The organism is Luminiphilus sp. nBUS_07 (genome assembly GCF_051201685.1).
In the GTDB taxonomy this organism is placed as follows: domain Bacteria; phylum Pseudomonadota; class Gammaproteobacteria; order Pseudomonadales; family Halieaceae; genus Luminiphilus.
In genome coordinates this window covers 3131283-3156585 of the sequence record NZ_CP179213.1, presented here as the reverse complement: position 1 = coordinate 3156585, position 25303 = coordinate 3131283, and the positions used below count along the sequence as shown (strand labels likewise).

20 protein-coding genes are annotated in these 25303 nt (G+C 51.9%); 8 read left to right on the top strand and 12 right to left on the bottom strand.

The features are described from left to right. Positions 1 to 2 precede the first annotated feature (2 nt). Genes ACMAZB_RS14065 through ACMAZB_RS14055 form a run of 3 tightly spaced genes read right to left on the bottom strand, consistent with a single transcriptional unit; the run spans position 3 to position 3533 of the window. Positions 3 to 1700, bottom strand: a complete 1698-nt coding sequence (locus tag ACMAZB_RS14065; protein ID WP_435218062.1) for a class I adenylate-forming enzyme family protein — start codon at positions 1698 to 1700, stop codon at positions 3 to 5. Then, positions 1687 to 2583, bottom strand: coding sequence for an SDR family NAD(P)-dependent oxidoreductase (locus ACMAZB_RS14060; protein ID WP_435218060.1), 897 nt, complete (start codon positions 2581 to 2583; stop codon positions 1687 to 1689). The genes ACMAZB_RS14065 and ACMAZB_RS14060 overlap by 14 nt, the downstream gene beginning before the upstream one ends. Then, entirely contained in the window at positions 2583 to 3533 is a 951-nt protein-coding gene (locus ACMAZB_RS14055) for a DUF1295 domain-containing protein (RefSeq protein ID WP_435218058.1), read from the bottom strand. Before ACMAZB_RS14055 ends, ACMAZB_RS14060 begins: the two co-directional genes overlap by 1 nt. A 187-nt stretch (positions 3534 to 3720) precedes the next feature. Between ACMAZB_RS14055 and ACMAZB_RS14050 the strand changes: the two genes are divergently transcribed. The 5 genes from ACMAZB_RS14050 (at position 3721) to ACMAZB_RS14030 (ending at position 10910) form a co-directional block, all read left to right on the top strand. Then, the gene (locus ACMAZB_RS14050; RefSeq protein WP_435218056.1) at positions 3721 to 4671 is read left to right on the top strand and encodes a winged helix-turn-helix transcriptional regulator; all 951 of its coding nucleotides are present in this window, start codon (positions 3721 to 3723) and stop codon (positions 4669 to 4671) included. 261 nt (positions 4672 to 4932) lie between these two features. Next, complete coding sequence (locus ACMAZB_RS14045) at positions 4933 to 6162, top strand: acetyl-CoA acetyltransferase (protein ID WP_435218054.1); 1230 nt, start codon at positions 4933 to 4935, stop codon at positions 6160 to 6162. Between the two features lie 69 nt (positions 6163 to 6231). After that, positions 6232 to 7686 (top strand): carotenoid oxygenase family protein, encoded by a 1455-nt coding sequence (locus tag ACMAZB_RS14040; RefSeq protein ID WP_435218052.1) that lies wholly within the window; start codon positions 6232 to 6234, stop codon positions 7684 to 7686. 105 nt (positions 7687 to 7791) lie between these two features. Further along, positions 7792 to 9102 (top strand): phytoene desaturase family protein, encoded by a 1311-nt coding sequence (locus tag ACMAZB_RS14035; protein ID WP_435218050.1) that lies wholly within the window; start codon positions 7792 to 7794, stop codon positions 9100 to 9102. 125 nt (positions 9103 to 9227) lie between these two features. Next, positions 9228 to 10910 carry a class I adenylate-forming enzyme family protein gene (locus tag ACMAZB_RS14030; protein WP_435218048.1) on the top strand — a complete coding sequence of 561 codons (1683 nt, stop codon included), beginning with the start codon at positions 9228 to 9230 and terminating at the stop codon, positions 10908 to 10910. Positions 10911 to 10915: 5 nt separating this feature from the next. Here the strand turns inward: ACMAZB_RS14030 and ACMAZB_RS14025 are convergent, their stop codons facing one another. From ACMAZB_RS14025 to ACMAZB_RS14005, 5 genes are all read right to left on the bottom strand, one after another. Then, a complete protein-coding gene (locus ACMAZB_RS14025; protein ID WP_435218046.1) occupies positions 10916 to 11629 on the bottom strand; it encodes an alpha/beta fold hydrolase in 714 nt (237 codons plus the stop codon). Between the two features lie 46 nt (positions 11630 to 11675). Further along, positions 11676 to 13166 carry a carotenoid oxygenase family protein gene (locus ACMAZB_RS14020; RefSeq protein WP_435218044.1) on the bottom strand — a complete coding sequence of 497 codons (1491 nt, stop codon included), beginning with the start codon at positions 13164 to 13166 and terminating at the stop codon, positions 11676 to 11678. Positions 13167 to 13168: 2 nt separating this feature from the next. Next, positions 13169 to 14530: a spinster family MFS transporter gene (locus ACMAZB_RS14015; RefSeq protein WP_435218042.1), complete on the bottom strand. Its 1362-nt coding sequence runs from the start codon at positions 14528 to 14530 to the stop codon at positions 13169 to 13171. Next, complete coding sequence (locus ACMAZB_RS14010; protein WP_435218040.1) at positions 14527 to 15336, bottom strand: alpha/beta fold hydrolase; 810 nt, start codon at positions 15334 to 15336, stop codon at positions 14527 to 14529. The genes ACMAZB_RS14015 and ACMAZB_RS14010 overlap by 4 nt, the downstream gene beginning before the upstream one ends. 327 nt (positions 15337 to 15663) lie before the next feature. Further along, entirely contained in the window at positions 15664 to 16602 is a 939-nt protein-coding gene (locus tag ACMAZB_RS14005; RefSeq protein WP_435218039.1) for an NAD(P)H-dependent flavin oxidoreductase, read from the bottom strand. A gap of 570 nt (positions 16603 to 17172) precedes the next feature. On the opposite strand from ACMAZB_RS14005, the gene ACMAZB_RS14000 reads away from it, so the two are divergent. Then, positions 17173 to 19311: a TonB-dependent receptor gene (locus tag ACMAZB_RS14000; protein ID WP_435218037.1), complete on the top strand. Its 2139-nt coding sequence runs from the start codon at positions 17173 to 17175 to the stop codon at positions 19309 to 19311. 125 nt (positions 19312 to 19436) lie between these two features. Here ACMAZB_RS14000 and ACMAZB_RS13995 read toward each other — a convergent pair whose 3' ends face one another. The 3 genes from ACMAZB_RS13995 to ACMAZB_RS13985 form a co-directional block, all read right to left on the bottom strand. Then, positions 19437 to 21104, bottom strand: a complete 1668-nt coding sequence (locus tag ACMAZB_RS13995; RefSeq protein ID WP_435218035.1) for a M28 family peptidase — start codon at positions 21102 to 21104, stop codon at positions 19437 to 19439. 148 nt (positions 21105 to 21252) lie between these two features. Next, on the bottom strand, positions 21253 to 21738 hold the full coding sequence (locus ACMAZB_RS13990; protein ID WP_435218033.1) for a hypothetical protein: 486 nt from the start codon (positions 21736 to 21738) through the stop codon (positions 21253 to 21255). Positions 21739 to 21851: 113 nt separating this feature from the next. Then, positions 21852 to 23120, bottom strand: coding sequence for an NADH:flavin oxidoreductase/NADH oxidase family protein (locus ACMAZB_RS13985; RefSeq protein WP_435218032.1), 1269 nt, complete (start codon positions 23118 to 23120; stop codon positions 21852 to 21854). 247 nt (positions 23121 to 23367) lie between these two features. Here ACMAZB_RS13985 and ACMAZB_RS13980 point away from each other — a divergent pair, with 247 nt between their 5' ends. Then, a complete protein-coding gene (locus ACMAZB_RS13980; RefSeq protein ID WP_435212836.1) occupies positions 23368 to 23736 on the top strand; it encodes a winged helix-turn-helix transcriptional regulator in 369 nt (122 codons plus the stop codon). Between the two features lie 65 nt (positions 23737 to 23801). Continuing rightward, complete coding sequence (locus ACMAZB_RS13975; RefSeq protein WP_435218030.1) at positions 23802 to 24347, top strand: YaeQ family protein; 546 nt, start codon at positions 23802 to 23804, stop codon at positions 24345 to 24347. Between the two features lie 78 nt (positions 24348 to 24425). Here the strand turns inward: ACMAZB_RS13975 and ACMAZB_RS13970 are convergent, their stop codons facing one another. Further along, positions 24426 to 25130, bottom strand: a complete 705-nt coding sequence (locus tag ACMAZB_RS13970; RefSeq protein ID WP_435218028.1) for a DNA-3-methyladenine glycosylase I — start codon at positions 25128 to 25130, stop codon at positions 24426 to 24428. Positions 25131 to 25303 lie beyond the last annotated feature (173 nt).

The window sequence follows — 25303 nt, the reverse complement described above, 5'->3', positions numbered from 1 at the left end:
GTTTATGAGGCCCCTGTTGGGGCCAGCTGCCTTCGCAACACCTTATTCAATGCGTTTCTTGGCAGGATGTCGACCATCACCAATTGTTCAGGCCATTTTGTTTTGGCGAGTCCTTGTGCCCTGAGAAAATCATGAACTGACGATAATGTGATCTGTACGCCTGGCTGCGGTACCAGATAAAGGCAGAGGCGCTCGCCATAAGTGGCATCTGGGATACCGGCTGTGGCGAGTTCGACTACACCGGGAAGCTCAGCTAAGGCTGAGTCCACTTCCAGAGGCGAGATATTATAGCCACCCCGGATCACCAACTCTTTTTTACGACCAATAACTTTGAGGAGGCGGGCTCCCTGTTCATCAGAGCAGATCTCAAATAAATCCCCCGTTTGAAAGAAGCCATCTTCGGTGAAGGTGGAACGGTCAAGGTGACCCTGGTTGAAATAGCCGGGAAAAATCGAAGGGCCTTTGACGGCAAGAACGCCAACCTTTTCGGTGGTGGTGATTTCCACGCCCGTCTCAGGGTCTAACAATTTTGACTGGAGCCAGTTGGCGGCGCGATTTGGCCAGACCACATCCGAGTAGCCCACTCGGGGAAACACTGTGGCACGTGCTTGGGCATTGGGCACTAACTGTCGATCGCTACAGAGTAGCGTCCCTTCGTTAGCACCAAACATGTTGATAATGCTGATGCCCAGCTGGTCTTCATAATGACTCAACAGAGCCGCACTCGGGGCGGCTGAGCCACACCCGACGGCGCGGAGGCAGAGCTCGGCCTTCGCCTCTTTGATGAAATTTGATTTCAGCAGCGCGAGTAATACGGTGGGTGAGGCCAAGGTGACTGAGACGCGTTCCTCGACAATCTGCCGGCTCAAAATATCGATGTCAAAGGGTTGGTGGAGGACTAATGTGCCGCCGTTGTATAGCCAGGGCATGATCACGCCGCCAATCGCAGCCGTATTGATAAGAGGAAAGGGCAGCAAAATACGTTCAGCTTGGTTATCCATGCCGAAGCCATCGCTGACCCCTATCGCGCTGGCCCGCCAGTTGTTGTGCGTCCTGGGAACGGCTTTTGGTCGGCCTTCAGTGCCTGATGTCCAGCAGAGCGTTGCAATGTCATTGGGGTGGGCTTGTTGCTGAAGGTCAGAAACTTTTTCTGGGTTTACCCTTTGCGTAGTGTTGATCTGCGGCGTGAGATCTTCGATGGCGACAGCCTGCCCCTCAAAGCCCACGGCGTTGTTTGCAAAGTATGTGAAGTGATTGTGGTTGTGGTACCCCCGGCTGCAAAGGTAAAGCTTTGGCTCCAATGTGGCGATCGCATGATTTAACTCAAGGGCACGGCTTTGCAGCGACAATGGACTCATGATCGCGCCCAGGCGCGTAATGGCAAAAAGGGCGGCCACATTCTCCCAGGTGTTGGGCAGCTGAACGATGACAATGTCACCTCGCCCTAATCCCGCGTCCGACAAAATTCGGGTCAGCTGATTTACAACGTCAGAGAGCTCAGCCCAGGTAAAACGCCGAGGCTTGGCGCCCAAAAAGCTTTTTTTATTTGGCGGTTCAACTAAGGCTTCACGCTGGGGATTTTGTTTGGCATGGGTCGTGAGGAAGTCAGAGAGTATTTGTTCCCCCCACGCCCCTTGCTTGCGATAAAGGTCTGAATCAGTGTCAGAGACCTGAATCGAACCAGCATTAGCTTTTATCATGGTTATCACTGCCTGAGCCGGAAGGTATTAATGAATCAAGGTGTGCGAAGGATTCATTGGCGGAACGAAAAGTGGTGCTCGGCTCAAGCCCCTTAAGGGTCTCCTGTATTTCAGGTCGTAAGGGCATGGCCTCGCCTTCCACCGTAATGGCTTCTCGTAGCAAGCCGCCAGCTGAGACTAAAACTTCTCCGTTCACGCTGCAGGCCTCACTCAGCAGACTGGCGATGAGCGGTGCTACCTTGGCGGGCGACAACCTTTCGCGATCCGACGGTTTTAGGTACTGCTGGGTCAAGGCTGTGTAAGCATAGGGTGCGACGGCGTTAATTTTTATATTTCGAGATTGACCCTCTAGGGCCAGAGATCGAACAAGGCCAATCACAGCGGCTTTGGCTGCACTGTACGCCGCTTGGCCATGATTCCCGTACAGCCCCGCGCCTGAGGTCGTCAGCACAGCTCGGCCTCCACCGGTGGTTAACCAATGGGTCCATGCCGCACGCACCAAATAGAGGTTGCCGAAAAATCCGGTATTAAATACTTGTTGGAAGGTCTCGGTCGACACCTCCTCAAACCGACCAACAGACTCCATGCCTGCGTTGGCGACAATACCGTGCAGGGCACCGAAGGTATCGAGGGCGTGGTTCACTAACTCTGTGCCACTGTCGGGTTGTGTTACGTCGGCGTAGTTCGCAGCGGCGATACCGCCCAGCTTCGTAATTTCGGTGACTGTTTTCATGGCAGAGGTGTCATTATCCGCTTCCCCCGGGTGGCGGCGGTTGTTGACGATAACCTTTATGCCCTGTTGCGCTAGGTGGAACGCGTAGGCTCGTCCCAATCCTTTTCCGGCGCCAGTCACCACAACAACTCGCTGTTCAGTTGAGGGCATTACCGCTTGAACCTTGGAAAAAAAGCGGGGACATCGCGAATATAGCTGGCGTACTCGGGCTTCTTTTTGTGGAGATATCGCTCCTGCATGGGTGCTGCTGAACCTTTACTCATAAACCAGGTGACATAAATCGGAGCCAGCAAACCTAAAAAGCCAAGCTCATGCGCCATTCCCAGAGCACCAAAACTCCACCAAACAAGGCACTCGCCAAAGTAATTGGGGTGTCGAGATAGCGACCACAGCCCGGTATTAAGCACCTCCGAGGCGCTGGACCGTGTTTTCCGAAAGGCCTCCAGTTGGTAGTCCGATACGGCCTGGAAATAAAGCCCTACGCTAAAAAGCACTGCGGCGATAGCGTGATAGGCACTCAGGCCCGCAGGTGAGGCATCGATACTCAGTATTAGGGGAATGCACCATAAAGAAACTAATACGCCCTGCAGTGCAAAAATTTGAAAAGCACTCCACCACCACCAATGAGACCCGTATCTTTTGCGCCACGCTGCGTATCGGGCATCCTCGCCATTAGGCAGGTTGCGAACAGCAAGGTGACCTGCGAGGCGTAATGCCCAGATCGTAACGAACAGGCAGACCATGATGGCATGGGGTGTCCAGCTTTGTTCCCGTGATAGCAGCACCCAAACTGGCACCGCAGCGGTCAAAGGGTAGGCGATATCCATGATACTGGTATCTTTTTTGATGATGCTGATGAGCCAAACGCTGCATAAAAAGATGCCAATCAGAGAGACGAACTGTTGGTGTAAACGAGACATTGAAGTGAGGCCCGAGGGTAAGTTGGGCAGGGTCCATAAGGCAATGTAGAGCCCTAGAATACCGGGGTAGAGTAAAGTCTTTAGGGTGAGGCGCTGCGTTACCCGTCTTTCGAGACCAATAATGGCGCCCACCCAGAAAACCAAAATACAGAACGCGATGATGGAACTCGACGCCGGCATAGAGCGATCCCCAAGCACTAAATCCAGTAACTGCCACCGTGCAGAAATCTACTTTGGCAAGCTACGTTTAGAGACAAAGCTTGCATTATAAAACTCTCGGCGTCTACCTCGTGTTACCTTGACGCATGTTAACGAACTTGAGTTTGTATTCGACTCTCGCGCAGCCAATTGGTGATAGGTATTTGACATGAGTGTTACCCACGAGGAGGCGTCGGAAACGGGCGACTTAATACTCAATAGTGTTGTTGCACAGTGTCTTGGTTTGCTGGGGGATCGCTGGACGCTGTTGGCGATTAGGGACTTGTTTTTAGGTCGGCACCGATTTGAAGAGCTCTTGCAGCATACCGGTGCGGTTCGATCAACGCTGGCGAATCGGCTGAAAGTGTTGGTTGAGCAAGGCATTGTTTATCGTAATCCTTATCAAACCTCACCACTGCGCCACGAGTACCGTCTGACGCCCAAGGGCCTAGGTCTTTATAATTTCTCGCTGGCAATTTGGTGCTGGGAACATTTGTGGTCCAATAAAGAAGTCTTTGTGCTGCCGCCAAAGCTTTTCCACAGTCGCTGCGGGGCGTATTTCACGCCTGTGTGTTCTTGCACGCGATGCGCTAAACCGGTGACGTCGTCTACCATATCCAACAGGTCGAACCCGGCGTACGCAGGGTCTAAAGTAGCCACTACCGTTCCCAAGCGGCGCTCTAAGGTCAATCCCGCTCAATACAAAGCAAAGGACGGTTCAATGTTTCACGCCATTGATGTCCTGGGTGATCGTTGGAATCACCTGATTTTGGGCGGTGCCTTGTACGGACTCAAGCGCTACGATGATTTTCAGCGAGGTTTGGGCATATCGACCAACATTTTGGCCGACCGCCTTAAGCTGTTGGTCAATGCGGACTTGATGATTCGGGTGGCTTATCAAAACGCACCCAAGCGCTACCAATATGACTTAACTCAAAAAGGTAAAGATTACCTGCCCATTGCCCTGTCACTCCATAATTGGTCGGAAAAGTGGCTTACTAAAGGACAGGTGAGCAACGTGATTCTTAGTCATACTTGTTCGCCAGACCCCGTGCAGCTCGATTTTTCCTGCAGTCACTGTGGCGAGGTCCTAGCGCCCCACGATGTTTCAATTGTATAGGGCGTAATCTATCACCATCGTTCTGGCCCCGATGCTGAGCGTGACTGCTGCTTTATTGTGTATTCAGAACAAAATTTGGCGCTGGGAGTGCGTTAAGCCTGTCACCAATTGCAGCAGTCTCGATTGCGCCACCGACGATTTTGCTATAACCTCAACCATAGTTTTTTAGTGCAAGTTTGTCGGCAAATGATCTGCTGTTCATCTGGTTGGACATTGGGCCGTGCATTTTATGGAATAAAATTTTCTGGGAGTCCGTCACTCATGAGTCAGCAGGTTTTTGTTCTTGGGGGAATGCAAACAGATTTCGCTCGGGTCTGGTCTCGTGAAGGGTTAGATATCTCAGATATGATCAGAGAGGCCTGTTTGGGGGCCCTCGAGGCCTGCGATCTTCCCCCGTCGGCGATCGATTCTATCCATGTGGGTAATGCGTTTGGAGAGGCCCAGCGTCAGCAAGGACACTTAGGGGCCATGGTGTCACAGGTGGTTCCGGAGCTGTGGGGAATACCGGCCATGCGACATGAAGGCGCTTGCGCGTCCTCTTCACTCGCAGCGTTGACGGCGATGGCAGAAATCGAGGCTGGGCGCTACGACTGTGTGTTGGTGCTCGGTGCTGAAGAGTTTAAAAATCTTCCCGGCGATCAGGCCTCACAAAATCAAAATTCAGCGGCTTGGCGCGATCGTGAGGATATTGATTGTAAATTCATGTGGCCGGCTGTGTTTGGTTTGCTGGCAGATGAATATGACCAGCGCTACGGTCTTGATCGGCAGGTACTCAACGAGATTGCTGAAATTAACTACGGGCATGCAAAACGTAATCCGCTGGCGCAGACCCGACAATGGCGTTTCGCTGATAATAGCTTCCACGAAGACGATACACTCAATCCTATTATCGAGCCCGGTGTCAGGCGCTTACACTGCGGCCAAATCACTGATGGTGCTTGTGCTGTAATTTTGGCCTCAGAAAAGTTTGTTGCGAGCTACCAAAAATCAAGACAGCTGACGGGCCCCATGGCCCGCATTAAGGGTTGGGGGCACCGCAACGCGGGCATTCGCTATCGCGATAAAGTGGCACGCAGCAAAGGCGCAACTTACGTCTTTCCTCATGTGAAAGAAGCCATAGAGGATAGCTTTAATCGCGCAGGCATTACTGATGTCCATCAGCTCAACGGTATTGAGACTCATGACTGTTTCTCGATGACCGAGTACATGGCTATCGATCATTTTGGCATCACTGCCCCCGGAGAGTCCTGGAAAGCGGTGGAAGAGGGCTCGATTAAACTGGGTGGACGCCTGCCGATCAATGCCAGTGGTGGTCTCATTGGTTGTGGACATCCCGTGGGCGCCACAGGTGCCCGTATGCTGTTAGATGCGACCCAGCAGGTGAAGAATCAGGCGGGAGATGCTCAAATTGAGGGTGCCAAAGATATGGCTACCCTAAATATTGGTGGATCTTGCGCGACCGTGTGTAGCTTTGTTGTGGGTCGAGACTGAAAGCTTAGAATGAAAAGTGGCGACCGACTGAGCGCGCTGCAGGCGTAAAATATTAGGAGTTAATTATTCATGAACCAGCCGTTTAAAGATCCCGGGGCTCCTTTTGGCCATAAGCATGGGCCTTTTGTTACCGATGTGTTCGCACCACTTTCTCAAGAGGAGGTTCTTGAGGACCTGCCGGTAACTGGCGCAATTCCTAAAGACCTCAATGGGGTTTATCTGCGCAACGGCCCCAACCCGCGTTTTGAGCCCAAAGGGGAGTATCACCCCTTTGATGGTGATGGCATGCTCCATAACGCCCATTTTGAGAACGGACGCCTTGTGATCAGAAATAAGTGGGTCCGAACCGAGGCTTGGGGTCGCGAAGATGCGGCTCAGAGCGCAGAGTACTGGGGTATTCGCCAAACCTTGAAAGGTCGTGAAGACCAACCGCTAAAGGATTCAGCCAATACTGACGTGATTGGCCACGCGGGCGCGGCCTTAACTACCTGGTATTTGGCAGGAGTGCCCTACGCGGTTGACCCTATTACCTTGGAAACTTTGGGGCCCTGTTACGACTATTTGGATAAGCCCGATTCGGGCATGTCGGCCCATTGTAAGGTCGATGAGTTCACTAACGAACTCATGTACTTTGACTATGGAGATCATTGGCCTTACATGTGGTACGGGGTGGCTGACGCCGACGGAAAAGTAACCCACCGTATACCCATAGAGCTACCCGGTAATCGGTTGCCCCACGATATGGCAATAACCGAGCATTACTCCATTTTGCATGACCATCCGGTATTTCATGATGAGGAAGCCCGGGCTGCTGGCCGCCACAAGGTGGTCTTTGATTCCAACATGCCGACAAGGCTGGGCGTGATTCCCCGCAAAGGTGCTGCAGCTGATCTTCAGTGGTTTGAGTTTTCAGGCGCTTTTATTTATCACGTTATCAATGCTTGGGAAGAAGGTGACGAGATCGTTATGGTCGCTTGTCGTTATCAGCCGGCGAAACACGAGGACGGTAGCTTTCACGATGCTGAGACGGCAAAGATGATTGCTCGTTTAGTTATGGACGCAAGGCTGTGGTCCTACCGAATGAATACAAAGACGGGTGAGTGCAGCGAGATGTGTCTCGATCCAGACTTTAACGTGGAATTTCCGAGTATTGACAGTCAGCTAACGGGTCGAAAAAGTGAGTTCGCCTATCTGGTTGATCACGACCCTAAGATTCTTCGCTGGATGGGAGTTTGTAAATACAATACTGACACCGGCGAGCGACTTGGGGCTTGGTCTGATGATCCCGTGCACTGCTGGTACAGCGAGCCCTGGTTTGCGCCTGCCGATAATCAGACGTCGGAAGACCACGGGTATGTGGTGGTATTTGTCTGGAATGATAAGACGCACCAGCAGGAACTGCAGATTTTTGATGCGAAAGATCTGAATAAAGGTCCTGTTGCCAGAGTGCATATGCCCGAGCGAATCCCGCCAGGCTTTCATGCTTGCTGGATGAGATCCGAGAGTATTAAGCAGGCTTCCTGAGGGAGTGATGGTCGATATGGCGCTTTTTTGCACGCTGTGAACGATGGGTACAGACCCTTTACTCACTGAATTTCTTCTACTGGTAAGACACGTTAGGCGACACTTATGGACAGTCAGTTCGACGCAATTATTGTAGGTTCCGGGCTAGGGGGCCTGTGTGCAGCCGCCCATCTGGTAGCCGCCGACAAGCGGGTTGTATTGGTAGAAAAGTCCCCCCATTTGGGCGGCCGCTGCTCGCACCGTGTGCGCGAAGACTGCTTGGTGACAACCGGTGCTCTTATGATACCTATGGGCCCTCAAAGCGCGATACGACAAGCCTTCGATGCATTAGGTGTCGACATGGATATGGTAAATCTCACCGGCAAGATGCGGTATCGACTCGCTCATGGAGACTACGACATATCTGCAAAAGGTGGTGGCCTTCTGGGCATGATCAATTTCGCGATGCAAAATGCCGACAAGGCTAAGCAACTACATCAGCAGATAATCGACGCGCTCATGGTCTGGATGCCGCTGTCTTCGATCACCATTCTCGAATGGTTTGATCAACACACTGACAACCAGTCGGTGAAGGATCTTTTTCAAGGTTATTGTGCTGCGCTTATGGGCGTCAATATGCATGAGATACCTGCTAATGAGTTTTTCAGTTTCTTGAAATACCACTCTAAGGGCAGCCAATTTGGTATGGCTCGACTGGGCAATGGGCATTTGCTGGGCGAACTGGCTAATGCGATTACAGCAAGAGGTTCGGTTATCAGGATGCAATCACCGTGTCGGAAAATATTAATCCAGAACAATACGATCAGTGGCATTGAGATTGGCAATAGCTCAGGGGAGGCTGAGATCCTAAATGCACCTATTGTTATTTCCAATGCGGGTCCCAGAAGAACCTTTGAGCTGGCGGGGGGTAGCGACGCTTTTGAAGCCAGCTACGTGGCACGGCTAAAACAGGGCGATGTCGAGGCTCCCATCATGCATGCGAGCTTTACCTTAGATAAGCCTATTATGGAAAATTTTGACGGTTGCATGGTGTTTGGAAATACCACAAACCTGATTTACTTGGAGATTCCATCGGCGATCTCACCCAATATGTCCCCCGACGGTGTGTTTCTACACACTGCTTACGGTGCGCCTGCAGATGCTGCCAATCCAAATTTGTCCGCGGAATTCAAGAACATGTTGCAGGAGTTAGAAAGCAACTTTCCCGGCATTTTAGACCGTGCTAAATTTTTAGTGAAAGCAAAGCATCGCGGCGATTCACCCGGTATGCATCGATGGGTAGGTCGCGGTATGCCGGTCAATACCTCAATTCGCGGGCTTTATAACGTGGGTGATGGCGCTGCATCTGTGGGTATGATCGGTACTGAATCAGCCGCCGCCTCTGCACGGGAAGCCGCAGCAATGATTTTGGCCTGAGCAGGCGCCGGCTTCGTTGTGGGTCCCTAATGCTCGGGATCTTTAGTGAATAGGCTGATACCCCCCTTAGGTGAGCGTGTGGGTGGCTGGCACAGTACAGACGGATACGAGAAGTGGCGCTGAGTATGCAGAGATCATCTAAAACGCGGATTGAAGAGCTGACGGCAAGCGGGCTGTGGAGTAATAAAACGCTCTGTGGTTATTTGCGGCAGCAGGCGCAAGAAAGGCCTGGGAACCTGGCAGCGTTGGACCAGCCTAACCGCGCTCAATTGACCGGTGATGCGCCTATAAGGCTGACTTATGCTGAGCTCGATAGGGTCAGTGATGCCATGGCAATTGATCTCATGGCGGGCGGGGTGCGTCACCGAGATCGCATCATGGTGCAAATGCCAAACGTCGTCGATTTAATCGTGTGTTATTTCGCTGTCAGCAAACTGGGAGCAGTGATCTCCCCGTTGCCGGTTCAATACGGCCGCCATGAAATTTCATCACTGGCTGCTGTTCTACAGCCATCATGGTTTATCGGAATGGCAAATTTTAGAGGGTCGAACTTGGCTGACAATGGCCGATTTGTGTTGCCCGCCAGTCAATTATTTTCTGTTGGCAGTGATCTTGTTGTCAGGGGCGCCAGCGGTATTAGTGAGCACGAGAGTAGTCAGTTAGAGCGCTATCAGGATGAATTTCCAACCTGTGCCAACGACATCTACTCGGTGTGTTGGACGTCGGGAACCACAGGAACACCTAAGGGCGTGCCGCGATCACATAACATGTGGTGGGCATCGGGTCGCATGACGGCGTCAGGGAGTGACTACGTCCCTGACGATATTTTGTTGAACCCATTTCCTCTGGTGAACATGTCCGCTTTGGGTGGATTTTTGTACCCGGCTGTGAGTTTGGGCTGTGGCATTGTGCTGCACCATCCTCTAGACGTGCCTGTCTTTCTTGAGCAGATCCAAAGCGAGAACATAACCTTTACGATTGCGCCCCCGGCGTTATTAAACAAGCTGGCAAAGGAGCCATCGCTGTGGAGCGGCTTTGATTTTCCAAATTTGCGCGGCATAGGCTCTGGCTCGGCGCCCTTGTCACCCGAAATGATTGCCACCTTTGAGGTCGACTACCGAGTTAAGATTTTTAATATCTATGGTTCAAATGAGGGTATTGCGCTAATTTCGTCGCCAGAAGCCATTCCCGACCCACAGCTGCGCGCGGGCTTGTTCCCCCGGAGTGGCGGAAAGAATTCACCCTGGCGGGGCGAAAATCATCAAGCTGTGCAATCCAAGGTCATTGATATAGATTCCGGCGTCGAGTTGCTGGGGGTAGGCGAGCGCGGCGAGCTCTGTTTTGCAGGTCCTACGGTATTTGACGGTTACTTAGAAACTGATCACGCGGACCTCTTCACCGACGACGGTTTTTTTCGTACCGGCGACCTCGTAGAAATATGCGGCGAGGATGGTGAGTTCTATCGGATAGCAGGGCGCCTTAAGGACATTATTAATCGGGGTGGTATGAAGATTTCCCCAGCGGAAATTGACACCTTACTGGAGGGGCATGAGGCATTAGCCGAGGCGGCTGTTTGCGCTTTTTCAGATGCTGTTCTTGGAGAGAAGATTTGTGTGTTTGTGGTGTTACGCGACCCCGAACAGACCGTGGCATTGGCTCAAATTTGCGATTACCTAACCCAGTCTGGTGTGGCGAAATTTAAACTGCCCGAACGTCTTGAAACCATCGATGCTCTGCCAAGAAACCCGCTAGGCAAGGTACTACGCCATGAGCTGTCTGCACGGTTGGAAGAATTATTCGCCGGGTAGCTTGCTTAGTTTAGTGAGTTATCAGCAAAGGATTCAGCCCAACGCCTGATGCAGGCCGCTAGTTTCGCGGGTTGCTCTGCCGGCAGCATGTGGCCGGCCCCCTCAATACACACAAATTCGGCCTGCACTGCTTCCGCCATGGCCCGCTGGTCTTGAGCCGTTATTACTTGGTCAGCATCCCCTGCCACAACAAGCTTAGGCCCTTTAAAGTTGCGTAATGTTTCTTCGTGGCTGGATCGCGCAGCACAGGCTCTTTGATGCGCGGCAAAGCGATCGGCACCATACTGCGCGGCCTGCTGTAATCTGCCCTTCATTAGCTCAATGTTTGACAGGTTACCCGGGTGATAAACCCGCTGCGTGACGGCTTCAACCAGCGAAGCATATTGCCCAGTCTCGGCTTGCTGTGCTGTTTGTTCACGGATTAGCTGAGCTTGAGAACTGTCGGTGCGAGTATGGGAATTGACTAGAACGATGCCGCGTATGCATTCAGGGCGCTGAGCTAATAGTGCGAGGCTGAGGTAACCGCCAAAAGAGTGCCCGACCAATAGGTTGGATGCGGACAGCGTTGGCCAAAGTTGTGTGGCAATGGCATCGATATTATCCAAGGCGGGGAGGGTGGGGCTGACGGCCCTCTCGGGCGGTGCAGTCCGCTGTATCACCGGCTGCCAAACTGCCGGTGTGTTGTTGATACCGTGTAAAAAAATCCAGCTATGCGTCATTGGTTATGATCCAGCTCAAATTTATGACGAACCCTGTTGCTAATAATTAAAGGTGTTGGGGTTCCCCATGAAGGCGCTCGCCTTCAACCCAGCAAGCATGGGTGCCGGTTTGAATTCGCTCTGGCAATGTAATGCTACCCACAGGGCCCTGATCAATGGCTTGGGCGTCCAAAATGAGGCACTCAGATTGGTCGGCCGCAAGGTCCTGAACAAAGACAATAAGGTACCCGTCGTCTTCACTTTGACTATTTCTTTTGGCGGCAAAATGCACTTCTCCACCATACCGCTGCGGGCCGTAGTGGTAGCGAGTTGTTGCACCGGTATTCAGATCAAACTTAATGATGCCGTTCATGAGCCATTGCCCGGGTTCGAACAAACTCGCGTAGGCGTAGCGGTAGGGGTAGCCTTTCACGGCATTGGCACAGACGGGAAATTCGACAATCTCGTCGTTAATGCGTGTTTGTGATGACTTTCCTGTTGAGAGGTTGAACGTCAAACGATGAAGTCGAGTTTTTGTTTGGTGTTTATCGAGGTGCGCCATGATGCGCGCGTTGTGATCTTTATGTTCACTGACCCCGGGACCCTTTGGGTCGAAAGAGAGGCAGGAGTCCATAATAATTTCGTCGCCGTGTTCATAGTAATTAGCGCTGTGCAGAATGAAGGACGGCTCCGTCTCAAACCACTGCACGTCGGCATGGAGATTCGCGCGGGGAATGATGCCGAAGCGAGAGGGAATGTGGTCATGAAAACGGAGTTCACGCTTACCCGCCGCTAGTAACTCCGCATCGAAAAATAGCGGCAAGTCGTGGATGATGATGAAATTTTCGGTGATACCCAAATCATGTGGCCATCGAGGGCTAGGAAGGTCCACTCGACGGTAATCAACAACGTCTCCTGCCGCATTGGCAATACCAACGTTGATACAAGGCGGGTTTTCCGGGTAGTTTAAAAAAACCATGTCTCCCGTTTTACTGTCGATTTTGAACTCGCCGGCAATACCGTCATGGCCTACGACACTTGCCAGCTTTGGGTCTGGCCCTAGGTTTTCCAGCGTGACGGGGTCTAATCGCCAGGGCTCACTGCCTTGGCTCATAGTCGCTAGCAACTTCCCGGCGTGACATATGATGTCAGTGCCAGCGTTATCCTTCATAGCGCCGATGGCTCCCCAGCCTCGGAAGGCACGGCGGTCGGGTTCTAAGATGCCAGGCCATAAGGCGTTTCCAGCGCCTTTTTCGGCGAGAAAACCCGTTGTGTGAACAAATCGATTGCGGTATTCGGCCTGACCATTGTTGAAGTACATTGCGTGCAACATGCCGTCGCCATCAAAGGGGTGGTATTTTCCCAGAGGCTCGTGGACCTGGTTGTGGGTATTCCTGACATAGACCCCCCAGAGATCTTCGGGTATCTCTCCTTTTACGGTGAGGCTACTGGTATCTGCGTTATATTCTTTAAAGTTAGGTTTAAACGCGCCATTTAAAAAAGGGCTGTCGTTGCCTTCAAGTATGGTGCACCGCTCTTCATTCATCACTTTTAACATGGCTAATCCTTAGGCGGATGTGCAGCAGCGGCTTGCGCAACGTTTTTGGGGTACTGACGGGCCGCTAGGGTGAGCATGAAAATCGCTATGGGGGTTGCGCAGCCACCCACAATCATCAGAGATGATCCGATCAGCTGTTCGTTTTGGAAAACAAAGTCGGTGAGCAGTGCGACTACGAGCGGGCCTCCACCTAAACCGACTAAGTTAATGACGAATAAATAGGCGGCGGTAGCCTGGCTGCGCATGGTGATCGGCGTTGCAGTATGCAGCGCTGCAACAGCCATGCCGGCGTGAAAGCTGGCAAAGAAGTGGAGGGCGGCCAGCAAGCCCAATGAAATTACCGGCGCCGATATGAAGGGTGCAGTGGCTAAAGAGGCAAAAATCCACAGGGGTATCGCACCTATGATGGGCCCTACGAGGTAAGCATCGGAACGTCCGGCCTTGAGTAATCTATCGCCGAACCATCCTCCGATCAGAACCCCGAGAGGCGCTGTAATGATATTGATCGTGCCGTAACTGATGCCAATTTCACTGGCTTCCCAGCCGTGGGTCCTAATAAAGAATGCCGGCACCCAAGAGTGGAACGCGTAGCCAATGGTGGTAAGCATGGAGAATCCGAGGAAGTGAGGGCCATAAAATCGCCATCTCGAGGTAAAGTGTCGCAGTGACTTGGCAACGCTCACCTTTTCCTCAGGGTCTATTTGTTGCTCACTAAACCGGCCTCGTAATGGTTCCCTTACGGTGAGTACCAAAAGTGCAAAGGGAATACCTGCCAGGCCGACAATGATGAACACCATTTGCCAGGCTTTGAGCTCTCCCAGTAGTGGGAGATCGGTGACCGCGGGAATGCTGGCAATCAACGCACCGCCGACCACAAAAGCCAGCCCGCTTCCCAAAAAGACACCCACAGAGTAGGTGCTCATGGCACGTCCTAGCTTTTCCTTGGTGAAGTAGTCACCCGTAATGGAATAAGCCGCAGGCGATAAGGTAGCCTCGCCGACTGCGACACCAACACGGGCGATAAACAAATGACCAAAACTCTTGGCCATTCCGCACAACGCGGTCATCAGGCTCCATGCAGTGATACCCGCAACGATTAAATTGCGGCGATTTCGGGTGTCGGCCAACTTGCCCATGTACAAACCGACAAACGTATAAAAAATGGCAAAACTCATACCTTGTAGCAGGCTAAATTCAGTATCAGAAAGGCCTAGATCAGCTTTGATGGGCTCAACCATAAGGCTCAAAATTTGTCGGTCAATAAACGACAGGGCGTAGCAAAGCATGAGCACGATAACGACATACCACGCGTAGGCATTACTTGATGCCGGTTGAACTTTTGTTGGCGAGGGGCTGGTGTTCACTGTATGACTCCCGCGAGAAATTTCATCACCGCGTCGTTAAACAGCTGCGGTTTTTCAGCCCAGCAGTAATGAGCAACCTCAGGTATGCAGACGAATTCCCCTGTGACGGTATTGGCAAGGCTTTTCATCATCTCGGGTTTTCCAACAGGATCAAGCTCGCCAGCGATACACAAAGTGGGTACTGTCGTCGCGCGTAAGGCTGATCTCCCGTCGTAGGCAACAATGGCTTGGAGTGCTGCTTTGAAGGTTTCGTCTTTTGTTTCCGCCGTAATTTTTAACACCAAATCGACGGCTTCCCCTGAGGAATCTGGGCCCATCATTTTTTTCATGAGCTCGGGAACCGCCGCTTTCAGGGTGAGCCCAGCTTCCAAGGGGCCCAATCGTTCGGCAACAAAGGCTGCTTGATAATCGGGGGCTGTGTGTCCTAAGGATTCTACGGTTGATGAAATAATTTGTGCAGCAATGCGTTCAGGCTTATCGGCAGCGGCCTTCGGACCAATTAGTCCACCCATGCTGTGTCCCAAAAGGATATTTTTTTTACCCGGTGACCCTACGGTATCCACCAAAAGATTGAAATTATCGGCCATCAGTTCAATCGTGTAAGGCCCCTCGGGCAGCGGGCTAAGTCCGTAACCCGGTGTATCCCAGGCGACAACGCGAAACCCGTGCTCCAAGAGGTGGGCGACTTCGGGGAGCCAGTAGTCTTTGCAGCCGTAGCCGCCGTGAAGCAGAAACACGGTGTATTCCCCATGACCCCAAACGGCATGGTCAGGGAGGATAGTGGTGTAATGTTGTGTGTTCACCATAACGTGCCTTAAGCAGTTGCTTTATTTTTATTGGATGCTCCGAGCGATTTGTTCAATAGCGACCGCAAAGTTGTAACTTTCACAAGGAGACTAACTAAGATTACGCACAATTGCATTTGGCAACAACTGGTATTGGCTCTCTGGATGTAATGTTTTTTCACAAGGGCTCATTGCTAACTTTTAAGGTCAGCGTGTTTTCGCACTAACCCTTAGCAAGGGTCTAGGGGGGGCGCAAATTTCGAGAGGTGGAATTTTTAATCAGCGGTCGATCAGGCAGGCAAAGAGTTGTAACAGGTAATCTGTTTCCACAGCCGACAGGCAGTCGCTCTAGCAGTGTTTGGCGTTCTCAGACAACTGGCTGGATTTATGCAGGGCCTCAATAAATTCTCGGTGGAGGTTATCCACAATTTCCTGACAATGCTGAGCTTTTTTTATCGTGCTCACACCTTGCCCAGCAGACCAAACGTTTTTCCATGCTTTGTCTGCGCGATTGCCCGATAAATCTATGGGCTTTGAAACTCCTGAACTCGAAAGATCGATGCCTGCCTGCTCTAAACTGGCTTTGATCCAGTTCGCAGTAACGCCGCTGACCACTTTGCTTTCTATGATATCTTCGCTGTTAGAAGCCATCATCATTGCCACATAGTCAGCCGACGCAAGACTCTCTTTGGCTGCGATAAACCGAGTGCCTGCCACAGCAAAGTCAGCACCTGCAACCAACATTGCTGCTACATCCGAGCCACGAGAAATGCAGCCCGCGATGCCCAGAGGGCCATCCCAGAACTCCCGGACCTCAGCCAACAACGCCAGAGGGTGGTAGCGACCGGTATGACCGCCGGCACCCTGCGTCACCAGAATGAGCCCATCGACACCAGCAGCGACTGACCTTTTGGCCATATCGCGGCTGATGACATCGGCAAAGACCTGCCCGCCATAACCTTTAACCGTGTCTATAACCCGCTGGGGCGAGCCCAATGCCGTTGATACCAGCGTCGGTTTGTACCGTTTGACCAAGGCGAGCTCTTGCTCAAACCTATCGTAAGTGGAGTGAACAAACATATTGAACAACCAGGGTAAATCGTCCGGCGCCAAAGCGTTATAGATCTGCGCCATCCACTGGTCAAGTATTTCTGTAGTTCGGGCATTGGGTGCGGGTAGGCCACCAATTAAACCGGCTTGGGCGGTTGCCACGACCAATTCCGGCGACGAAACTAAAAACATGGGGGCAACGATCAGGGGCATACGCGTGCGGTTGAATAAAGTCATAGCTTCTTGGCTTGCATAATAAAACCCATATAAGTTTAAAGGAAAAATAAGATTCGCGCGACAGCAGCTAGCGGGTGTGTGTTAAGGGGGTCTAACCATCGCGTGATTTCACGTAAGTTTATGTTGCTTTGGTGGTTTCTTGCGAGCCAAAACCTAGGCTCTAGGTAACAAATGGTCAGGTTATTTGACTTTAAAATGGGGGAAGGGCCGGGGCAGTCTTTGCGCCTATAGCGCTCTTTTTATTCGCGGCGGTCAGGTAAAAATGCAGCCCGCAGGACTAATTTCCGATGCTATGAAATGACCTCATATGCCGTCCCATCCAGTGTCGCTAGCCAAGAGCGCAAGCTGATTCTTTTTTATTGCATCCGAGGCATGTTAGACGCTCTGGTCGGTATGTTTTTGACCTCTGCTGTTCAGTCAGTGTTTCGCTGTATGTTTAGAGGCCATATTTAGGGGCCGTATGCTGACCGAGAACGCGGGATCCTTGAGCGCTAAAGGGCTCCGGCCCTTGACATTAATGACTATTAATCATAATAATAACGATTCTCATTAAGGTTAATGGTAGTAGTAATGCAATTTAAGAGTTTGAAGGTTGGGGCGCTTGTTTGTGTTTCAGGCGCTTACGCGGCCTCAATTCACGCTGAAAATCCACCCCAAGCAGATGTGGATGCAGAGTCACGTCCGATTGAAGAGACGTTAGTGCGGGGGCAGTACCTGCAGTCTAGCCAAATCAATGCATTGCGCTCGCCGACACCGATCTTAGATGTGCCCCAAAGCCTGAGTATTGTTACCTCAGATGTCATTATGGCGCGGGGTTATACGGCCGTTTCAGAGATTGTTGAATACATGCCCGGTGTCAGCGTTTCCCAGGGTGAGGGCCACCGAGATGCCGTCGTATTTCGTGGCGTCCGTTCTACCGCAGATTTCTTCATCGATGGTGTTCGCGATGACGTGCAATATTTTCGGCCGCTGTACAACTTAGAGCAGCTAGAGATTTTGCGGGGCCCGAATGCTCTGTTGTTTGGTCGAGGTGGAACCGGCGGCATTCTCAATCGAGTCACTAAAAAGCCAGAGCTGGGTCAGCAGTTTTCTCAGCTGACGGGTTATGCCGATACATTTGGCGGTGGCGGCGTTCAGGTAGATGCCAATTGGGCGACTAGCGACGATAGCGGGTTCCGACTCAATGCCATGCTGGAAGGATTGGAGAATCATCGTGATTTCTTCGACGGAGAGCGTATGGCGGTCAATCCGACTTTCAAGATGCGCCTCAACGATAGCACCATGCTTGATTTGTCCTATGAGTATGTAGACCACGACCAGTTTATTGATCGGGGCATTCCCACAGGCACCGACGGTCGCCCGGTAGAGGCCTTCCAAAAAATCACGTTTGGTGATGAAGATGTCAATGTGACGACGCTGAAAGCCCACATTCTGATGGCCAGTGTTGAGCACAATTTTTCGGAGTCCACTAAAGGTAAAGCGACCTTCTTCCATGGTGACTACGACAAGTCCTATCAAAATTTTTATGCATCAGGCTACAGCGAGGCCAGCGCGCCAAACGAAGTCACGCTAGATGGTTATGTCGACACGACGCAGCGACAAAATACCGTGCTGTCGGGCAACTTGGTCAACGAAAGCACGATAGGAGGCATGCAGCATCGCTTCTTGGCGGGGGCGGAATTCGTCCACACTAAATCAGATCAGGACCGCTGGAACACGTTTTGGTCTGCGACCGCAGATGACAAAGAAACATTTTTTATAAATCGCCCCCTGCAGGTGCTAGGAGGTGTCGGTGTGAATTCGAGTGGAATGCCGACGACCAATGATTTTTACGTAGATTTGAACGACGACACCCGTGTTTCCATCGACGTTTACTCGGCGTTTATTCAGGACGAGATCAGTATTACCGAGAAGTTTGATATTGTCCTGGGCGCGCGCTTCGATCACTTTGAGATTGATGTTTTCAATGTGCCCAACAGCGATGAGAGCTCTAGGACCGATGAGGAAGTTTCCCCCCGTTTGGGAGTAGTCTTTAAGCCTGCGGAAAATATGTCGCTGTATGCCAGTTACAGTGAATCCTTTTTACCTCGCAGTGGTGAACAGTTTGCCAATATCAACGGCAGCAAAGGGCAGCTCGATCCCAACACCTTTGAGAATATGGAACTTGGTTTTAAGTGGGATTTGACCTCGGGTTTGAGTCTGACTGCCGCCGCGTTTCAGATTCAGCAAACCTCACCTCAGGTCGCCGATAATGATCCCTCAACACTTGATGTCATCGAGACAGAAACAGATGGCGTAGAGATCCAGTTTGAAGGGCGCTTGACCAATTTTTGGAATATTTCGGCGGCCTACACTTACTTAGACGGCGAGCAAATTGGCCGGTCGGGTCCCTCGGGCAAGCGGCCTAGGGAACTTCCTGAAAATATGTTCTCGCTTTGGAACTCCTTTCAGTTTTCACAAAAGCTGAGCGGCGGTTTGGGTCTGACTTATCAGGATGAAAGTTTTATCAACAACAGTAACTCTGCGGTGTTGCCCAGCTATACCCGTATCGATGCCGCCTTGTACTACCAACTGTCGAATACGCTGAGGGTGCAGGTCAATATTGAGAACTTGACCGATACCGACTATTTCCCAAGCTCGCACAGCACGCATCAGGCGACGGTGGGTGCACCATTAAATGCGCGGTTTGCGATTACCAAGGATTTCTAGGTCTACGATTTCACTCGGGGCGCTCACTGATATAGCGCGGCGCCATTAGCTTCAAAAGCGTCGAGATGAAGATAATCGCAAAATGTTAACCCTCGCTTTGTCGAGGGTTTTTTGTGAGCGCCACTTTACTGCCTGAGAGACGCCGATTGTTCTCGGGTTGCCTTGAACTCAGAGCCCGGTTTCCAGGCCGGCCAACGCGTAGTGCCGCCCAGCTCGGTAATCAGTTGCCGGAACAGCTCGATATCTTGTACTGCTCCGGTCAGGTCCCAGTCGGGAGACCAGGCATCGCAAGGCTTGTGATAGCAGTTACCAATGTAGTCTGCGATCCACTGGTTGCCGGCCTCGCGCCCCCCTACGACAAGGTCAGCGCCGCCGGCGATTCCCATCATCAACAGAACCGGCACACCCACTCGGGCCATAGAGAAATGATCGGCTCGGTAAAAAAGGCCATTTTCGGGCAAATTCTCTTCGGTGACGTAGCGCCCCGCAGCTTTGGCCGCTCGAGCAAGGTCATCTTCTAGGTCGCTTTGGCCTTTACCTACGAGAATGACATCCTTGGCCGCCCCCGCCGTTTGTAAAATGTCTAAAGTGAAGTTGGCCACGGTTTTTTCGATAGGGAAAATAGGGTCGGCAGCGTAGGCCATTGAGCCCACAAGCCCGGCTTCTTCCGCAGTCCAGAAAGCAAACAAAGCACTGCGCGCCATGGCTGGCTGGGCTTTGATCACTCGAGCCAGTTCAAGGATACCTGCGCTGCCCAGGGCGTCATCATTGGCTCCGGCACGCACGGTACGACCTTGCTCATCTGGGGCGCCGATACCATAGGCGTCCCAGTGAGCGGACGCTATGATGACCTCGTCGGGTCGCTCATTGCCGGGTAGTAGCCCCAGAACATTCTGGCTATCAAAGGTAGTAATCTTGACCTCCAGATCAGCATCAAAGCGAATGCCCTCAAGCTCAAATGCCTGAAATTCGGGCTGCCGTGCCGTGTTTCTGAGCGCGTCGAGATCATGGCCCGCTGCCGCCAGTAGTTCTTGAGCCGCATCGTTATGTAGCCAGCCTTGCAGCGTAACCGGGAGTGCCTTGGGATCTTTGTTAGCCAGTGAGACATTTTCCCCAGCCCCTGCAGCAGCAACACTCCAGTCGTAGCCGGCAGCTTCGGTTTCGTGAATCACCAGGGCACCAAGTGCCCCGCGTCGAGCCGCTTCCTCAAACTTGTAGGCCCAGCGTCCGTAATAAGTCATACGCCGATTGCCGAAGCGGCCTGCGACGGCCTCTTGGGGCTCTGCCGCGAAATCGGGGTCGTTGACTAAGAAAATGGCCAATTTCCCGGTTAAGTCAATCTCGCCATAGTCGTCCCAGTCTTGCTCCGGAGCATTAGCACCAAAACCCACGAAGACAACGGGAATATCGGTGGCGACAATGTTTGTGAGGGCTGTGGCAGTGTCGACGGATACTGAAGTGCCTTGTGCGAGAGTTAAAACGGTGTCCGCGTTAGAAAAGGACATTTTTGCCGATGGCTTTACCTCCGAGCGCATCATAGGCACGGCTTGCGTCCAGCTCCCCTCTGCGCCGCCGGGCACTAGCCCAATTTTTTTCATTTGTGCAATGAGGTAGGCAACGGTTTTATCTTCACCGGGTGTGCCGGGCGCTCGCCCTTGAAATTCATCAGAGGCCATAACCTTCACCATATCGGATAGATTATTGGCGCTGATTTTTGATGGTTCAGTGTGATGATCTGCCGAACCATTTATCGACCAAAAGATCAGCAACAGGGTTGGCAGAATTAAGCGCATAGGGAGCTCCAGAGGAAGATCGGGAGCCAGAGCGTCGCACACAGCAAGGTGGCTAGTCCAGCGAGGACACTGAACCGTTTACCGCTGCTTTAATAGAATTGTTTTTATGCGGGGCGTGCGTGCTGCACCCCCGTGGACAGCGTCATTGCTAGGTCGAAGACTTACTCAGCCAGCGGGCCTGCGCGACCAATCCAATAACAAATATGAGTAAAAAGGCGAGATGGAATTGTCTCAGCATGGGATCTTCGAGGGTGTCAATAAACGGATCGCCAATAGGCAGCCGTCTCAGGAAGTCGGTAATGGCAGGAATCATGTGAAACAGCAGCGTGCTGGTGTAGCCCAGTGCCTGAAAATATTTTGATGCTGACCCAAAGAGTTTAGTTTTTTCCATAACTACGCCGCAGAGGAGGGCGGCCAGCGTCATAACACCGAGGATGTGGGCAATACCGAAGCCGCCCTGATTGTAGATGCCCAGCGAAGTACCCGCGACAATTAGCGTAAGGAGTACATATAACTTGCCCGATCGCTGTTCTAGCGAAATGACTTTATATTTGAGCACTGTGTAGAAGCCGCTTACCACGGCGCCGACGCCCAAAATGGTGTGGAACCAGCCAAGGGGTATCATTTCTGGCATTGAGTCTTTCCTTTTTGTTTCGAGAACGGTCAGCCACAATGTTACGGGGCTAGAGTTTCTGCGTCTGAATTAAATGTTTGCAATGCTACCGTTTTTTTCCGTTTGCTGCGGAATCATTGACTGCGCCAGTTACGGTAGCGTTTGGTTTTTTGTTTGTTTTTAAACTGATCCGCTAAAAGCGACCAAAAAGGGCTCACCTCTTTTTTCGGTGCTTTTCCTGCAGCGACCCGATTCAGTTGCACCTTTGTCACGGCCATTACCGCGAGAGCGGCAAAGGTTTTATTTTTCCAATTGACCTCAGGCAGGGCGATATCGAACTCGCCAGCGCGCCACCGATTGGGCAAATCAGGTTGAAATGCCATGCCTCTCGCTATGCCTAGCATGGCGACTGCAAAACCGGCCTCATTTTTCTCCAAAGCGTTTTCGGCGACTGAACGGCGCAAAATACCCCCAGTCACCATAATTGGCATTGTTGCAACGGCGGCTACTTCTCTCGCGAAATCAACGAAATAAGCTTCTCGACGCAGGGTCGATTCCGATTTACCTTCCTCTTTTTCGGCTACTCGGCCCTGCATGGCAGGGCTCTCGTAGCTACCCCCTGATAACTCCACCAGATCAACTCCGAGTCCGTTCAATGATTCCACCACAGCGATGGCGTCTGCCAGACTGAATCCGCCGGTTTGAAAATCCGCGGAGTTGAGTTTCACTGAAACGCAAAAATTAGGTGCAACAACCGCCCGGATACGCTTAATGACCTCGATCAGAATGCGCGAGCGATTGGTGATGTCACCGCCCCATTGGTCGGTCCTTCGGTTGCTTAATGGGGATAGGAATTGACTGATGAGATAACCGTGCGCAGCGTGGACCTGAACTCCGGTAAATCCTGCGGACTGGGCTTTGTGACTGGTGATGGCAAAGCGTTCAATCAGCGTTTCAATTTCTACCTCGGTCATAGCGCGAGGTTGCGCAAATAGCTTGGATAAATTACCCATATCCAGTGCCACATCGGAGGGTGATAGGGCGGTTTCACCCATGGCTTCATAAACTTGACGCCCGGGATGATTGATTTGCATCCATAGTTGTCCACCGGGTGGTGTTCCCATCTTTGCCCAGCGCTTAAACGGCGCTAGATCGGTTTCTGCTTGTAATACAACACCCCCAGGGCCGGTCATAGCGTCTGCTGCAACCATTACGTTGCCCGTTAGCGTTAGGCCTACACCACCCTCGGCCCAGCGGCGATAAAGTTCATATAGGCGATCGCCGGGGAGTTGACCCTCATCACAAAGGTTTTCTTCCATCGCTGCCTTACAAAGACGATTGGGGATTACGACGCCGTTGGGTAGCTCTAGTGGTTGGAACAAAGGAGATGCTGAGGACGTCATGTGTATTTCCCGATCTATTAATCGATGGATTTTGATGTGATCCCCCCAATCATTTAGAAGAGACCCTTATTGCCTTTAATGCCGATTGCGCCGATGGATGGGCGTCTTACCGGGCAGTCACAAAGGATGGTATATTTTTGACACTGGGTTTATACAAGTAACCATTGGGTCTCGCAAGACGTCACATTTTTAAGCCTCAGTTACCGTGAAGGAACCGCGAACAAGAAATCGCAAGAAAGGAAACACCATGTCCGAGTCAGAATTCTGCCCCGTTTTCGGGAGAATCAATCAGGTACTCGCCCGAGTGGGTGATCGCTGGAGTGTCTTGCTTGTAATCTCCATGGCGCGCAATGGCGCCTCGCGTTTTAACGAGCTCAAGCACCGGCTGGGTATTTCCCAAAGAATGTTGAGTGTGACTCTTAAGGCTTTAGAGCGCGATGGTTTGGTGATTAGAACACACTACCCGGAGATACCACCGAGGGTTGAATATGCGTTGAGCGAGATGGGCCTATCATTTCATTCAGCCGTCGATGCGCTGGGGTACTGGGCGGTCGATAACCTTGAGGCAATTGATCTTGCTAGGGCTTCCTATGACAAAGGTTTGACTGGGAAATAAGTGCGACTAAATCAGGCAGATTTTTAGCGCAAGCCGTTTATCACTCAAGTATCAAAGGACTCAACATGGCTATTAAATCCAGCATCTACAAAGCCAAGCTGAACGTAACCGATATGGATCGGCACGTGTATCAGGAGTTCCCACTGACCATTGCCTGTCACCCTTCGGAGACCGAAGCACGCATGATGTTAAGGGTGGTTGCTTTCGCTTTGCATGCTCACGAGCGTCTGGAGTTTGGTCGTGGCATCAGTACCGACAATGAGCCCGATTTATGGCAAAAGTCCTTAACCGATGATATTGAGCTTTGGGTCGACCTAGGCACCCCCGATGAAAGTCGAATTCGTAAAGCCAGCGGTCGTGCACATCGTGTTGTGTTGTACGTCTATGGTGATCGCTCAGTGCCCGTTTGGTGGTCGAAGCAAGGGACTGCGCTGGCGCGTTTCAGTAACTTGAGAGTCGTCCAGATATCGGACCAGTCCCTACAAACCTTAAGTGCTTTCGCTGGCCCTAATATGTCATTACAGAGCGTCTTGGAGGATGAGCATGTTGTATTCAGCAGCACTGACCATGAGGCAATGGCTGAGGTGGAGCTGACGGTGTTAAAGGCGTAGCGTCAGTAGAGGTTTGTGTTCAGCGCAGCTGTCGGTCCGGGTGTGAAGAAATGGCCAAAATTGCGAGACAGGCCAACTTCAGGAGCCCGTTATGCCCGCTCTGTTTTGACCATACCCGAATGACACAATGCGGCTGAGGGCAGAAAGATTTCTGCCGGACTGCTCACGCAAGTCATTGAAAAAGGTTTGCGTGGCGCGCAGGGCCCTTTGGCTGGTGATGCCGGAATCAATAACCCCGTGATTGCGCAAACAGCCCTCGACATCAGCGGTGAGTAAAAAAGTATCGACACCTAAAGTGCGCAGAGCATAGGGGCCGGTGTTGCCTCCCAGGCGGCTGCCTTGTTTCTTAAGGTAAAGCCAAAGGCCAATCACATCGTCTTCGGGCCAGTTGGCGATGAAGGCGCCAAAACTCTGAGCCTCACGGCGCTCGGTATCGGCGATCATGGCGGCATTTTTAAGGATGGTTTTCACTTTGTTGTGGTTACGAATGATCGCGGGGTTGCTGGCTTTCCGCTCGAGCATATCGTCGGGCATCATCAGCAGGCGCTTGATGTCGAAGCCCCAGAACTCCTCTTCAAAGTGGTCCCACTTCTTGTCGACAACTCGCCAGACAAATCCCGACTGAAAGACCTTTCGGGTAAATTCTGCCAAATAACGATCGGATCCCAGAGCTGTAAGCTGCTTTTTGCTAGCGACCTTGGGTAGCATTGCTTCCACGGCAGCCTTCCCGCCTTTGCGTTCGCAGGCTCTGTCATAGAGCTCTTGATAATCTGGAGTATTCACCCAGTTAGTGTAATGCCTAAAAGGGGGTTAGTTGAAATGCTTAGCGCTCAATTTCAGCAAAAGGGTTGAGGGCGCGATGTGGCGCATTTGACTGGCGTGTAGGCGGGCGTTTTTTGTAGCCAATGGCAAGTGTTCTTCTTGCCGAAAAAGCTCAGCCTGTATTCACCTTAAAG

Bases quoted from the DNA above. Each gene is read 5' to 3' on its own strand.
- ACMAZB_RS14065 (WP_435218062.1), bottom strand. From the start codon at position 1,700: ATGATAAAAGCTAATGCTGGTTCGATTCAGGTCTCTGACACTGATTCA.
- ACMAZB_RS14060 (WP_435218060.1), bottom strand. From the start codon at position 2,583: ATGCCCTCAACTGAACAGCGAGTTGTTGTGGTGACTGGCGCCGGAAAA.
- ACMAZB_RS14055 (WP_435218058.1), bottom strand. From the start codon at position 3,533: ATGCCGGCGTCGAGTTCCATCATCGCGTTCTGTATTTTGGTTTTCTGG.
- ACMAZB_RS14050 (WP_435218056.1), top strand. From the start codon at position 3,721: ATGAGTGTTACCCACGAGGAGGCGTCGGAAACGGGCGACTTAATACTC.
- ACMAZB_RS14045 (WP_435218054.1), top strand. From the start codon at position 4,933: ATGAGTCAGCAGGTTTTTGTTCTTGGGGGAATGCAAACAGATTTCGCT.
- ACMAZB_RS14040 (WP_435218052.1), top strand. From the start codon at position 6,232: ATGAACCAGCCGTTTAAAGATCCCGGGGCTCCTTTTGGCCATAAGCAT.
- ACMAZB_RS14035 (WP_435218050.1), top strand. From the start codon at position 7,792: ATGGACAGTCAGTTCGACGCAATTATTGTAGGTTCCGGGCTAGGGGGC.
- ACMAZB_RS14030 (WP_435218048.1), top strand. From the start codon at position 9,228: ATGCAGAGATCATCTAAAACGCGGATTGAAGAGCTGACGGCAAGCGGG.
- ACMAZB_RS14025 (WP_435218046.1), bottom strand. From the start codon at position 11,629: ATGACGCATAGCTGGATTTTTTTACACGGTATCAACAACACACCGGCA.
- ACMAZB_RS14020 (WP_435218044.1), bottom strand. From the start codon at position 13,166: ATGTTAAAAGTGATGAATGAAGAGCGGTGCACCATACTTGAAGGCAAC.
- ACMAZB_RS14010 (WP_435218040.1), bottom strand. From the start codon at position 15,336: ATGGTGAACACACAACATTACACCACTATCCTCCCTGACCATGCCGTT.
- ACMAZB_RS14005 (WP_435218039.1), bottom strand. From the start codon at position 16,602: ATGACTTTATTCAACCGCACGCGTATGCCCCTGATCGTTGCCCCCATG.
- ACMAZB_RS14000 (WP_435218037.1), top strand. From the start codon at position 17,173: ATGCAATTTAAGAGTTTGAAGGTTGGGGCGCTTGTTTGTGTTTCAGGC.
- ACMAZB_RS13995 (WP_435218035.1), bottom strand. From the start codon at position 21,104: ATGCGCTTAATTCTGCCAACCCTGTTGCTGATCTTTTGGTCGATAAAT.
- ACMAZB_RS13990 (WP_435218033.1), bottom strand. From the start codon at position 21,738: ATGCCAGAAATGATACCCCTTGGCTGGTTCCACACCATTTTGGGCGTC.
- ACMAZB_RS13985 (WP_435218032.1), bottom strand. From the start codon at position 23,120: ATGACGTCCTCAGCATCTCCTTTGTTCCAACCACTAGAGCTACCCAAC.
- ACMAZB_RS13980 (WP_435212836.1), top strand. From the start codon at position 23,368: ATGTCCGAGTCAGAATTCTGCCCCGTTTTCGGGAGAATCAATCAGGTA.
- ACMAZB_RS13975 (WP_435218030.1), top strand. From the start codon at position 23,802: ATGGCTATTAAATCCAGCATCTACAAAGCCAAGCTGAACGTAACCGAT.